A 13,312-nucleotide genomic window follows, 5' to 3' on the forward strand; every position below is an offset into this window, starting at 1 on the left:
TTCATTTCATTCAACCCAACCTACAAGTGTCGCCGCACGGCCCTTCGCCATACTTATCGATCACGGCTTTTGTGTGTATTTCAGTACCAGCTGCGCCTTGGCGATCGACAGTTCAGCACTGTTAACCACACGCGCAGTCGATGGCGCATAGCCTTCCAGTTGCAGGCTGGCGTTGTAGTTTGCCAACCGGGTTTGTGCGACGTAAGCACTTTTGAGTTTGTTGGGCGATTTGGGCATTTCGCTGCCCCACTCAAGGATCATTTCAATATATCAGCCGCGCCAAAAGGCGCGGCGATCATCACGCGTTGTACCCCAGATTCGGCGCCAGATCGCGCTCGGCTTGCACCACGCTCACGCCACGCCGCTTGGCGTATTCCTCGACCTGATCCTTGTTCACCTTGCCCACCGCAAAGTACTGCGATTGCGGGTGGCTGAAGTAGAAACCGCTGACCGCCGCGGTCGGCAGCATGGCGTAGCCTTCGGTCAGGAGCATGCCGATGCTGTTGGCGTCGAGAATCTCGAACAAACCCGTCTTGGCGGTGTGGTCCGGGCAGGCGGGGTAGCCGGGTGCCGGGCGGATGCCGCTGTATTTCTCGTCGGTGAGATCATCTACGCTTAGCTGCTCGTCGGCGGCGTAGCCCCACAGTTCCTTGCGAACTTTCTCGTGCATGTATTCAGCAAAGGCTTCGGCGAAGCGGTCGGCCAGCGCCTTGACCATGATGGCGCTGTAGTCGTCGTTGGCTTTTTCGAAGCGTTCCACGTGCGGGTCGATGCCGATGCCACCGGTGACGGCGAATGCGCCCAGATAGTCCGTTTGGCCGGATTCCTTGGGGGCAACGAAGTCAGCCAGACACCAGTTGGGCTTGCCGGCCGCCTTGATGTTTTGCTGGCGCAGGTTGTGCCAGGTCATCAGCGTGTTGCCGGTGGCCGGGTCGTAGATTTCGATGTCTTCGCCGTTCACGCTGTTGGCCGGGAACAGGCCGACGACGCCGTTGGCGCTGACCCACGCGCCGGCGATCATTTCCTTGAGCATCTTTTGCGCATCGGCGAACAGGGCGCGGGCGGATTCACCGACGACGGCGTCATCGAGAATCTTCGGATACTTGCCGAACAGCTCCCAGGCGTTAAAGAACGGGCTCCAGTCGATATATGGCGCGATGTCTTGCAGCGGCACGTTTTCGAACTTGAATACGCCGAGCTGCTTGGGCTTGGGCGGGATGTAGCTGGCCCAGTCGAATTCGCCTTCCGGTTTGAAACGGTTGTCTCGCGCGGCAGCGATGGACAGGAACTTGGTCTTGTCCTTGTTGGCGTGGATGGTGCGGATGTTGTCGTATTCGGCGCGCACCTTTTGCACGAAGTCCGGCTTGAGTTCATCGCTGAGCAGGTTGGAGCACACGCCGACGGCGCGGGAGGCATCCGGCACGTAGATCACGTTGCCGCTCGGATAATTCGGCTCGATCTTCACGGCGGTGTGTACTTTGGAGGTGGTCGCGCCGCCGATCAGCAGCGGAATATCGAAACCTTGCCGTTCCATTTCCTTGGCGACGTGGGCCATTTCTTCGAGCGATGGGGTAATCAGGCCGGATAGCCCAATGATGTCCGCGCCGATTTCGCGGGCGGTATCGAGAATCTTCTGCGCCGGCACCATCACGCCCAGATCGGTGACCTGATAGTTGTTGCAACGCAGGACAACGCCGACGATGTTCTTGCCGATGTCGTGCACATCGCCTTTCACCGTCGCCATCACGATCTTGCCCTTGGCTGGCGCATCGGCCAGACCCATGCGGATCTTTTCTTCTTCGATGAAGGGTTCGAGGTGGGCCACAGCGGCTTTCATCACGCGGGCGGATTTGACCACTTGCGGCAGGAACATCTTGCCGGCGCCGAACAGATCGCCAACGTGGTTCATGCCGGTCATCAGCGGGCCTTCGATCACGTGGATCGGGCGCTCGGCGGCCAGCCGCGCTTCTTCGGTGTCTTCAACGATGAAGGTGGTGATGCCTTTGACGAGGGCATGGGTGATGCGCTCTTGCAGGCTGCCGTTGCGCCAGCTCAAGTCCTCGCCCTTGGCTTGGTTGGCATCGCCACGGAAGGATTCGGCGAGGGTAATCAGGGCTTCGGTAGCAGCGAGCGGGTCCGGGCCTGCATCGCGCATCAACACCACATCTTCAATGCGGTCGCGCAATTCGGCCGGCACTTCCTCGTACACTTCCAGCGCGCCGGCGTTGACGATGCCCATGGTCATGCCGCGCTGGATGGCGTGGTAAAGGAACACGGCGTGGATCGCTTCGCGCACCTTGTTGTTGCCGCGGAACGAGAACGACACGTTGGACACACCGCCGGAAATCTTGGCGTGCGGCAGGTTCTGCTTGATCCAGCCGGTGGCTTCGATGAAATCGAGACCGTAGCGGGCGTGTTCTTCGATACCGGTAGCAACGGCGAAAATGTTCGGGTCGAAGATGATGTCCGCCGGCGGGAAGCCGACTTCATCGACCAGAATGCGGTAGCTCTTTTCGCAGATTTCGATCTTGCGGGCATAGGTGTCGGCTTGGCCGACTTCGTCGAACGCCATCACGATCACCGCCGCGCCATAGCGGCGCAGCAGGCGGGCCTGTTCGATGAATTTATCGACGCCTTCCTTCATCGAGATCGAATTGACGATGCACTTGCCCTGCACGCATTTCAGGCCGGCTTCGATCACGTCCCACTTGGACGAGTCGATCATGATCGGCACGCGGCTGATGTCCGGCTCGGCGGCGATCAGGTTAAGGAAGGTGACCATGGCCTTGTGGGCGTCCAGCATGCCCTCGTCCATGTTGATGTCGATGATCTGCGCGCCGGCTTCGACCTGCTGGCGGGCGACGTCCAGCGCGGCCGGGTAATCGCCGGCCAGGATCAGCCGCGCGAACGCCTTGGAGCCGGTGACGTTGGTGCGCTCGCCCACGTTCACGAACAGGTCGCTGTCGCCGATGTTGAACGGCTCCAGACCGGACAGGCGGCATTTGGGTTCGATCTCGGGCAGACGGCGCGGGGGGAGGTCTTTCACCGCCGCGTAGATGGCGGCGATATGGTCCGGCGTGGTACCGCAGCAGCCGCCGACGATGTTGATCAGGCCGGATTCGGCCCATTCCTTCACGTTGACCGCCATTTCTTCAGGGCCAAGGTCGTAGCCGCCGAAGGCATTCGGCAGGCCGGCGTTGGCGTGGACGGAGACGAAGGTGTCGGAAATGCGCGCCATTTCTTCCACGTACGGGCGCAGCAGATCGGGGCCAAGCGCGCAGTTCAGGCCGAAAGAAATCGCATCGGCGTGATGCAGCGAGTTGTAGAACGCCTCGGTGGTCTGGCCGGTGAGAGTGCGGCCGGATTGGTCGGTGATGGTGCCGGAGACCATGATCGGCAAGCGTTCGGTTTCCGGGTGATCGTCGAAGTATTTGTGGATCGCGAACACCGCCGCTTTGGCGTTGAGCGTGTCGAAGATGGTCTCGACCAGCAGCAGGTCCGCGCCGCCTTTGACGAGGCCATCGATGGCTTCGAGGTAGCTGGTGACCAGCGCATCGAAGGTCACGTTGCGATAGCCGGGGTCGTTCACATCCGGGCTGATCGAGCAGGTGCGGTTGGTGGGGCCGAGCACGCCGGCGCAGAAGCGCGGCTTGTCGGGGGTGGCGGCGGTCTGCGCCACGCACAGGTCTTTCACCAGCTTGGCGGCAGCGAAATTCAGCTCCCACACCAGCGATTCCATTTCGTAATCGGCCATCGCGATGGAGGTGCCGTTGAAGCTGTTGGTCTCGATGATATCCGCGCCGGCATCGAGGTATTGCTGGTGGATGGCGGCGATGATCTGCGGCTGGGTCAGCACCAGCAGGTCGTTGTTACCCTTCACGTCGCACTGCCAATCGGCAAAACGCTCGCCCCGGTAAGCCGCTTCGTCCAGCTTGTATTGCTGGATCATCGTGCCCATACCGCCGTCCAGAATCAGGATGCGGTCATTGAGCAGGGATTGGATGTATTCGAAACGCGGGGTGGGGCGGGTCATGGGTAATTCCAGTAGCGAGCCGGGGTGCCAGGCGAATTTATCTTTTGGATAAATTTATCAAAAGATAAACCGGCGATTCTAGCATGCGCATTTCCGTGGCTTACGGCCGCTGGGCAGCGGTGGGCATCCAACAGATATAGCGCTTGCGTTAGAGTGCACTCTAACTTTTACGCTGGGTGCCACATGATGCTTTCCATACGCGAAGTCGCCGCCCTCACCGGCCTGACGCCCCACACCCTGCGCTATTACGAGTCGATCGGCCTGATCGACCCGATTCTGCGCCGCAGCGGCCAACGCCAGTATCGGGATGCCGATCTGCGCTGGCTGGAGTTCCTGCTGCGGCTCAAGGCCACCGGCATGGGGATTGTCGACATGCAGCGCTATGCGATGTGGCGGCGCGAGGGTGCAACGGCCGAAAGTCTTGCCAACCGGCAGGCGCTGATGGAAACCCACGCGGATGCGGTCGAGGCGGAAATTGCGCAATTGCAGCAGCATTTGGCGTTGCTGCGCGACAAGATCGCCTATTACCGCGAGCAGTCTGCTGCGCTGGAAGCATCGTGTTCCCTTCAACCTGCGGTTTCAGGAGCACACGATGTCGAACACGAGCAACAGCACAACCTATCAATCCGGCCTGGCTCGGCTGCGTGAAGTGGATGCCGAGGCGGGCGATAAAGTCATCGCCAGCCTGGCCGGCATCGCCCCCGATCTGGGGCGCTACATCATCGAGTTCGGCTTTGGCGAAATCTACCGCCGGCCGGGGCTGTCGGTAAGCCAACGCGAACTCGCCACCGTGGCGATGCTGGCGGCGCTGGGCACCGCCACGCCCCAGCTCAAAGTGCACCTGACTGCCGCGCTGAACGTCGGGCTGACGCAGGAGGAGCTGATCGAGGTGCTGATCCAGACCGCCCTTTACGCCGGCTTCCCCGCCGCACTCAACGCCATATTTGCCGCTCGTGAAGTGTTCGATAGCTACCAGCCGCCCGCGCCGCCCCTGGCCCCGGTCCCGGTGGCTCGTGCCTTTGTCGCCAGCATGCAGGCTGGTACTCCGGCATTCGATTTACTGGCAGACGAGGTGATCTGGCAGGTGCCCGGCGATGCCGCGCAAGTGCCGTGGGCTGGCGCACGACACGGGCGGGACGGCGTTGCGAGCTTCTTTGCGCAAATCGCCGCCGCTGGCGAAGCGTTGCATTTCTCGCCGCAGCGTTGGTACGAGGGCGAAGATGAAGCACTGCTGCGCGGGCGCATCGGCTATCGCTATCGCAATGGTCACGTTTATGAAGGCGACTTCGTGATGCGCTTCGTTGTCGTAGATGGATTAATCAGGCAGTACAAGATCTTTGACGACAGCCACGGTATTGCACAGGCATTGCAGGCGTAAACCGTATCGCCCAAGCCGTATCGCCCAAGAAAAAGGGCCACCTCAAACGGGCGGCCTTTTTCGTTGCGGCCCATTCAAGCCCGCTTGATCGCCCGGATGATGGCGAGCAGGATCACCGCCCCCACAGTGGCGACCAGCACGCTACCAATGAAACCGCCGCTGGCATGCAACCCGAAATGGCTGAACACAAAACCGCCGACCATCGCCCCGACGATACCGACGCCAATATCGCCAAGCACCCCAAAACCACCACTGCCCATGATCTTGCCCGCCAGCCAACCGGCGACGAGGCCGACCAGAATGAAACCGATGAATGCCATTGTTTTCTACTCCCTTTAAATAACAGCCCGTTGCCAAGTCACTGAGCTGATTGAATTTTCCGTTGGTCTACTTGCGGTTTCCCCGTCTGTAGCGCGGCGTATGATGAATCAATGACGTGCAAGCGGAGGCATCGCCATGGACAGCATCAGCAACGTAACAACGAGTCTTCTGCAAAGCGTGCAGCCGCAGGCCAATGTACAGAACACGCCTAAACCAGCACCCGAAACGACCAAACCGACCACCGAGAAAGTCACGATTTCGAACCAGGCGCAGCAGCTTGCGCTCAACGCCAACCCGACCGCCACCACGCCAACCGGAAACGTCGGCGCGACAACCGGGCTCAAGACCACCCAGACCGTGCAAGGCCATGCGGCCACGGCAGCTGTCGCAACCTATGCGCAGCAGCAACCGGTGGAAAAACCCAAACCCGCAACCGGCGGCGTCAATCTGAAAGTCTGATCTGCTTCAAGCCATATTCAGCATACGGGCCGCTTTAAAGCGGCCTGTTTCTTTGCTGCCCTTCACCGTTGGCACACGGTGTCGGGTGGGTAGCCCTTTAGGGCTACCCACCCGACAAAAACTCATCAGAGCACGTAACGCGCCAAATCCTCGTTACCCGCCAGATCGCCCAGTTTGGCATCCACCGCCGCGCCATCCAGCGCGACCTTGCCGGATTTGGCATCGAATGAGAGGTCTTCCAGCAGCTTCTCCATCACCGTGTACAAGCGGCGTGCGCCGATGTTCTCGGTGGCTTCGTTCACCTGGAAGGCAATTTCCGCCAGCCGCTTGATGCCGGATTCGGCAAACTCCAGCTCAACATCTTCCGTCGCCAGCAGCGCCTGATACTGCCGCGTGAGGCAGGCATCGGTGCCGGTGAGAATCTGCGCGAAGTCCTCTACCGAGAGCGACGACAATTCAACGCGGATCGGAAAGCGGCCCTGCAATTCGGGGATCAGGTCAGACGGCCGAGTGAGCTGGAACGCACCACTGGCGATGAACAGGATGTGGTCGGTCTTGATCATGCCGTACTTGGTGGTGACGGTCGTGCCTTCCACCAGTGGCAGCAGGTCGCGCTGCACGCCTTGACGGCTGACTTCGCCACCGTTGCCCTCGGAGCGGCTGGTGACCTTGTCGATCTCGTCGATGAAGACGATGCCATTCTGCTCGACCGCTTTCAGCGCTTCGGCTTTCAGCTCGTCGTCGTTCACCAACTTGGCGGCTTCTTCATCGGTGATCAGCTTGAGCGCCTCGGGCACTTTCAGCTTCTGCGGTTTTTTCTTGTCGGCAAATGCACCCTTGAACAAGCCTTGCAACTGGCTGGAGAGGTCTTCCATGCCCGGCGGGCTGAAGATTTCCATGGTTGGCGCAGCGGCGGCGACTTCGATCTCGATTTCCTTGTCGTCGAACTTGCCCTCGCGCAGCATCTTGCGGAATTTCTGCCGCGTTTCCTTGCCCGGCTCACTGTCGTCGGCCGAGGCGTAGGGGCTCTTGGGCGGCGGGGGCAACAACACATCGAGGATGCGTTCCTCGGCGGCGTCTTCGGCACGGATGCGGTTGCGCTTGATCGCCAGATCGCGGGCGCTCTTGATGGCGATCTCAGCCAGATCACGAATGATGCTGTCCACGTCCTTGCCCACGTAGCCCACCTCGGTGAACTTGGTGGCTTCCACCTTGATAAACGGCGCATCGGCCAGCTTGGCCAGACGGCGGGCGATTTCAGTCTTGCCGACGCCGGTCGGGCCGATCATCAGAATGTTCTTAGGCGTAATCTCTTGCCGCAGCGGCTCGGCCACTTGCTGACGACGCCAGCGGTTGCGCAGCGCAATCGCGACCGCCTTCTTGGCCGGCCCTTGGCCGACGATGTGCTTGTCGAGTTCATGAACGATTTCGTGCGGGGTCATGGTGGTCATTGCGATTCCAAGCGTTACGCGTAGAGGGCGAAGATGATGGCGGCCGGTCGGATTTAAAGCGGCGACGATCGGCAGAATATTCAATTCATCGATCAATTCCGGCCGGTAAGCTCGTTCCGCCTGCGCAATGGAGTCGCGGGGCGGACAAGCGTCATGCAAACGCGAACATCTGGGGCCTATACTGGTATTCCTCGTAAGCAGATCGGAATACCGACGATGTCACAGGACGATGACTGGCTGATCGACGATAGCCATGAAGCCCCCGCCGAGGAGGCAGATAGTTTCTGGAATGTCCTGATCGTTGACGATGAACCAGACATCCATCGCGTCACGCAGCTGGCGCTGACTGGTATTAACTTCCTCGGTCGACGGCTTAAATTGCATTCGTGTTATTCAGGCGCAGATGCGCTTGCCTATCTGTCGCAGCAGAACGATATCGCGCTGATCCTGCTCGATGTGGTGATGGAAACCGAGGATGCCGGCCTGAAAACCGCGCGGGCGATCCGCGAGGAACTCGGCAATCGGCAAGTCCGCATCATCCTGCGTACCGGCCAGCCGGGCGTCGCGCCAGAACGCGAGGTCATCGAAAGCTACGATATCAACGATTACAAGGCCAAGACCGAGCTGACGCGCGACAAGCTCTACACCGCCGTGCTCGGCACCTTGCGCTCGTATCACGACATCATGCTGATCGATCAGCAACGCCAGATGCTCGATGCCAACCGGCGTGGCTTGCTGAAGGTGATCGAGGCATCGCGGGTGATCTTCCAGAAGCCGTCGATCGAGCAACTGGCGCAAGGTGTGCTCGAACAGCTGCAATCCTTGTTGTTCTTTGAGCAGGATGCGCTGTATGTGGTGGTTCACGGCAGCGTTGCGGCGCTCTCCGAGGATGAGCAGCAGGTCAAGGTGCTCTACGCAACCGGTGGCTACACCAACTTGCGCGGCAAGACGCTACCCGCCGCCGAACTGGCACGTTTCCGACCAACCATCGATCAAGCAGTCTCCGGCCAGCAGAGCATTTACGCTGATGACCACTTCATCGGTTTTTTCCGCACGCCGCACGGCCCAGTGAACCTGTTCATCATCGAGGGGCCGGTTTCCTTGTCGCATGGCGACCGGGACTTGATCGACATGTTCTGCCGCAATGTCAGCATCGCATACGAGAATCTGATGATGGCGCGCGAAATCGAGCACGCCCAGCGCAGCATCATTTATCAGCTGTCCGAGGTGGTGGAATACCGCTCCAAGGACACCGGCAACCATATCCGGCGGATGTCTGAATACGCGTATCTGCTTGCGTGTGAGCTTGGCATTCCGGATGAGGAAGCTAAGGAAATTCGCACTGCGGCGCCGCTGCACGATATCGGCAAAGTCGGCATTCCAGACCGTGTCCTGCTCAAACCGGGGCCGCTGGATACCGAAGAACGCAAGGTCATGGATCAGCACGCCAGCATCGGTTACGACATGCTGAAGGAAGCACGGCCACGCATCTTGCAGATGGCGGCAACCATCGCCCATCAGCACCACGAGAAATGGGATGGCAGCGGTTATCCGCAAGGCTTGTCGGGCGATGCCATCCACATCGCCGGCCGCATTACCGCGCTCTGCGATGTGTACGACGCCCTGTCGCAGGCGCGTTGTTACAAGGAAGAGTGGCCGCGTGAAGCCGTCCTCGACGCGATCCGCGCCGGCAGCGGCAAGCATTTTGATCCGAGCGTCGTCGATGCATTCTTCCGCATCCTGCCGGAAATCGAAGCGCTGAGATTGCTCTACCGCGACGACGCACCGCACTCCTGAACGACGCATTGAGGGCTACGGACAACCCGGCAACCTGACTCAGGGTTGTCCGCCCCATGCAAACCAAGACGTGGCTGGATTTGCGACCAATTCCCGCATGGCGCTACCAAGCTGGCGGCGCGGGCCGATCGGCGCTAAAGTCTGGGGTTCCCCCATCGATAAGCGCCTGTTTCGACAGTGATTCGTCATTGATTGCCGCCCATTGCATCAATTGGCGGCAATTGGCAGCGAATCCCTCGTAAAGACGGGCCCAAGGTCAAAGCCCAATGCCACTCAACGACTATCTTGAACGCATCCTCTCCGCCCGCGTGTACGACGTGGCGGTGGAAACCCCGCTCGAACTCGCCCCCAATCTGTCCCGCCGTGTCGGCAACCAGATTTACCTCAAGCGCGAAGATATTCAGCCGGTGTTCAGCTTCAAGATTCGTGGCGCCTACAACAAGATGGTGAAGCTCTCCCGCGCCGAGCTGGATCGTGGCGTGGTCTGTGCCTCTGCCGGCAATCACGCACAAGGCGTGGCGTATTCAGCTGCCCACCTCAAATGCCGCGCCATCATCGTCATGCCCGCCACGGCACCGCAGATCAAAGTGGATGCGGTATCGCGGCTCGGTGCGGAAGTCGTGCTGATCGGCGAGTCCTACTCGGATTGCTACGCCCACGCGATCAAGCTGTGCGAAGAAAACGGCATGACCTTCGTCCACCCCTACGACGATCCGGAAGTGATCGCCGGCCAAGGCACGGTAGGCATGGAAATCCTGATGCAACACCCGGACCCGCTCGACGTGATCTTCGTTCCTGTGGGCGGCGGTGGCCTGATCGCCGGCGTGGCGGCGTATATCAAGCGCTTGCGGCCAGAGGTGAAAATCATCGGCGTGGAGCCGACCGATGCCAACGCCATGTATCTGAGTCTGAAGCTCGGCGAGCGCGTGAATCTGCCGCAAGTCGGCATCTTTGCCGATGGCGTGGCGGTGAAGCAGGTTGGCGAAGAAACCTTCCGCCTGGCGCAGCAGTTCGTCGATGACGTGATCCTGGTCGATACCGACGCCATGTGCGCCGCCATCAAGGATGTGTTTGAAGACACCCGTTCGATCCTGGAACCTGCTGGCGCGCTGGCCGTAGCGGGCGCCAAACTGTGGGCGGCACGGCAGAAAGTCGAAGGCCAGACGCTGGTCGCCATCACCTCCGGCGCAAACATGAACTTCGACCGGCTGCGTTACGTGGCTGAACAAGCCGAAATGGGTGAAGAGCGCGAGGCGATCATCGCCGTCACGATCCCGGAAAAACCCGGTGCGTTCCGTACCTTCTGCGGCCTGATCGGCGCACGCAATGTGACCGAGTTCAACTATCGCTACGCGTCGGACGACATCGCGCATGTCTTTGTCGGCCTGTCGATCCAGAACCGCTCCGAAGTGGCTGATCTGATCGAGAAGCTCGCAAACGAAGGCATCATCGCGCTCGATCTGACCAACAATGAGCTCGCCAAGCTACACATCCGCCACCTGGTCGGCGGCCGTGCGCCACATGTGGACAACGAGCGCTTGATCCGCTTCGAATTCCCAGAGCGCCCCGGCGCGCTGCTCAACTTCCTCACCGGCATGAACGTGGGCTGGAATATCTCCCTGTTCCACTACCGCAACCACGGTGCCGATTACGGGCGCGTGCTGGTCGGCATCCAGGTGCCGGCGGAAGAAGATGCAGCGTTTGGCGACTTCCTGAAGAAGCTCGGCTACCCGTTCTGGCTGGAAAGCGGCAATCCGGCTTATCAGTTGTTCCTCGGCGCGTAGTTTTTTGTAGGAGCGGGCTTGCTCGCGATGGCTTCGTCGATTCGAGGCAAAGCGATCGCGAGCAAGCTCGCTCCTACAATGTTTTCAAGGCAAACAAAAAGGGCATCTTTCGATGCCCTTTTTGTTTGCCCGGGGAGACCGGATTACGCCGGTACCAGCGCCTGCTTCATCTTCTGCAGCGCCTTCACTTCGATCTGGCGAATCCGCTCGGCGGAAACGTTGTACTCGGCTGCCAGCTCGTGCAGCGTCAGCCCTTCGCCTTCATCCGCCAGCCAGCGTGTTTCCACAATGCGACGGCTACGGGCATCGAGGCTATCCAGCGCTACACCGATGCCTTCGGATTGCAAGCGATCATGGGCACGGCGTTCGATCGTGCGTACCGGCTCGTTGTCATGGTCAGCCAGCCAATCGATCGGCGCGAAGCCATCTTCATCGCCATCGTCGGCCATCAGCGCGACATCCTGACCGGACATGCGCGTTTCCATTTCCAGCACTTCTTCCGGTTTCACGCCGAGATCATCGGCGATTTCCTTGGCTTGTGCGGTGGTCAACGCGGAGAAGCTGGTTTTCATCGAGCGCAGGTTGAAGAACAACTTGCGTTGCGCCTTGGTGGTGGCGACACGTACCAGCCGCCAATTGCGCAGAATGTATTCGTGGATTTCAGCCTTGATCCAGTGCACGGCAAAGGAAAACAGGCGCACGCCGCGATCCGGCTCGAAACGCTTCACGGCCTTCATCAAGCCGATATTGCCTTCCTGAATCAGATCCGCATGCGGCAAGCCATAGCCGTTGTAGCCACGGGCAATCGACACGACGACGCGCAGATGCGACAGCACGAGCTGACGCGCCGCATCCAGGTCTTCCTCATCACGGAAGCGGGTAGCGAGGTCGGTTTCCTGCTCTTGCGTGAGCATCGGCACGGCATTGACGCGCTGGATATAGCTTTCAATGCTGTCGCCGGCAGTGATAACCGGCAAAGCCAGACTGGTTCCCATCGATGACTCCTTTCAACGCTTGAGGCCGCCAAGATCATTGGCGGCCATCAGATATTAGCACTCGCGAGGTTGGAGTGCTAAACCATGTGTCAGTTCCATCGATTCAAGCAGAAACAGTGACACTGCGCATGGCAATTATTCCTATGTCCTGAATAGTGCCGGGCTATGAGGCTAGCGCTGGGTCAGTGGTATTTGCGCAAATGGCGGCGTACTGCCAGCCCTGCGCCAAGCATGCAGAGCAGCAACGTAGTCGCGCAAACCGCCGCCACTTCCAGCGGGCCGGGCAGCGTCAACTGGAATTGCTGGCCATAAGCCGCAGCCAGCCCGGCGACGGCCGGATTGAGCCAAGCCACGCCGCCCGCGACAATGCCGCAAGCAATCAAGCCACCCAGCAATCCTTGGCCGATCGCGAAATAGAAGAATGGTCGGCGGATAAACGAATCCGTCGCGCCGATCAGCTTGGCGACTTCGATCTCGTCGTGACGGGTCAAAATCTGCATGCGGATCGCGTTGCCCGTGAGCAGTACCAAAGCCGCCGCCAGCAACGCCGCCAAGGCTTGCAGCACGTGCTGGCCCAGACTGATCAATTGCTGCAAACGTTGTGCCCAGGCCGAATCGAGCTGTGCGCTCTCCACCGCCGGATTGGCTGCCAGTTCCTTCTGCAAGGCATCAAGCCGCTCCACCGAGGCATCCAGCTTCGCCTTGACGACAATGGCATCCGGCAGCGGATTGTCGTCGAGCCCAGCCAACAGGTCATCCACACCGACCGCCGCCTGCATCTGTTTCAGCGCCTCGGCCTTGGGGACGAAATGTGCCGCCTGTACTGCCGGATCGGCCTTCAACTTGGCTAGCAGCGCGGTGCCGGTATCCGTCGGTGCGTCCGCCTTCAGGAAGATCGAGAGCTGTGGCTCGACCGGCAGCTTTTGCGCCACGCCGGCCAAGCTCACGATCACCATGTAGAGCCCAAGCGGAAACGCCGCCGCGATGCCGATCACCAGCAGATTCATGCCGTTGGAAAACGGCTGCCGCAGCAACGCTTTGACCGTACGGGCAAAAGCGAGGCCGTGGAGGCGGAACCAATGTTTCATGCGTTG

At 60.1% G+C, this 13,312-nt stretch carries 11 protein-coding genes; 5 read left to right on the forward strand and 6 right to left on the reverse strand.

Annotation, left to right across the window (positions count from 1 at the left end; translation table 11 throughout):
* Positions 1-60: 60 nt before the first annotated feature.
* Positions 61-237: a YhfG family protein gene (locus BR41_RS07345; RefSeq protein ID WP_156970600.1), complete on the reverse strand. Its 177-nt coding sequence runs from the start codon at positions 235-237 to the stop codon at positions 61-63.
* A gap of 61 nt (positions 238-298) precedes the next feature.
* Complete coding sequence (gene metH, locus BR41_RS07350; protein WP_035054660.1) at positions 299-4,033, reverse strand: methionine synthase; 3,735 nt, start codon at positions 4,031-4,033, stop codon at positions 299-301.
* Positions 4,034-4,216: 183 nt separating this feature from the next.
* On the opposite strand from metH, the gene BR41_RS07355 reads away from it, so the two are divergent.
* Positions 4,217-4,681, forward strand: coding sequence for a MerR family transcriptional regulator (locus BR41_RS07355; RefSeq protein ID WP_035054662.1), 465 nt, complete (start codon positions 4,217-4,219; stop codon positions 4,679-4,681).
* Positions 4,626-5,411, forward strand: a complete 786-nt coding sequence (locus tag BR41_RS23535) for a carboxymuconolactone decarboxylase family protein (RefSeq protein WP_084186909.1) — start codon at positions 4,626-4,628, stop codon at positions 5,409-5,411. Before BR41_RS07355 ends, BR41_RS23535 begins: the two co-directional genes overlap by 56 nt.
* A gap of 74 nt (positions 5,412-5,485) precedes the next feature.
* Here the strand turns inward: BR41_RS23535 and BR41_RS07365 are convergent, their stop codons facing one another.
* Complete coding sequence (locus BR41_RS07365; protein ID WP_035054664.1) at positions 5,486-5,731, reverse strand: GlsB/YeaQ/YmgE family stress response membrane protein; 246 nt, start codon at positions 5,729-5,731, stop codon at positions 5,486-5,488.
* A 136-nt stretch (positions 5,732-5,867) separates the two neighbouring features.
* On the opposite strand from BR41_RS07365, the gene BR41_RS07370 reads away from it, so the two are divergent.
* A complete protein-coding gene (locus BR41_RS07370) occupies positions 5,868-6,191 on the forward strand; it encodes a hypothetical protein (protein ID WP_035054666.1) in 324 nt (107 codons plus the stop codon).
* 125 nt (positions 6,192-6,316) lie between these two features.
* Here BR41_RS07370 and hslU read toward each other — a convergent pair whose 3' ends face one another.
* On the reverse strand, positions 6,317-7,642 hold the full coding sequence (gene hslU / locus BR41_RS07375; RefSeq protein ID WP_035054667.1) for an ATP-dependent protease ATPase subunit HslU: 1,326 nt from the start codon (positions 7,640-7,642) through the stop codon (positions 6,317-6,319).
* A gap of 216 nt (positions 7,643-7,858) precedes the next feature.
* Here hslU and BR41_RS07380 point away from each other — a divergent pair, with 216 nt between their 5' ends.
* The gene (locus BR41_RS07380; protein ID WP_035054669.1) at positions 7,859-9,439 is read left to right on the forward strand and encodes a response regulator; all 1,581 of its coding nucleotides are present in this window, start codon (positions 7,859-7,861) and stop codon (positions 9,437-9,439) included.
* 266 nt (positions 9,440-9,705) lie between these two features.
* Complete coding sequence (ilvA, locus tag BR41_RS07385) at positions 9,706-11,223, forward strand: threonine ammonia-lyase, biosynthetic (protein WP_035054671.1); 1,518 nt, start codon at positions 9,706-9,708, stop codon at positions 11,221-11,223.
* Positions 11,224-11,366: 143 nt separating this feature from the next.
* On the opposite strand, the gene rpoH is transcribed toward ilvA, so the two are convergent.
* Both rpoH and ftsX read right to left on the reverse strand, forming a co-directional pair.
* Positions 11,367-12,218 (reverse strand): RNA polymerase sigma factor RpoH, encoded by an 852-nt coding sequence (gene rpoH, locus BR41_RS07390; protein ID WP_035054673.1) that lies wholly within the window; start codon positions 12,216-12,218, stop codon positions 11,367-11,369.
* A gap of 182 nt (positions 12,219-12,400) precedes the next feature.
* A complete protein-coding gene (gene ftsX, locus BR41_RS07395) occupies positions 12,401-13,306 on the reverse strand; it encodes a permease-like cell division protein FtsX (protein WP_035054675.1) in 906 nt (301 codons plus the stop codon).
* Positions 13,307-13,312 lie beyond the last annotated feature (6 nt).

The sequence above is a fragment of the Andreprevotia chitinilytica DSM 18519 genome (assembly GCF_000711875.1).
Lineage (GTDB): Bacteria > Pseudomonadota > Gammaproteobacteria > Burkholderiales > Chitinibacteraceae > Andreprevotia > Andreprevotia chitinilytica.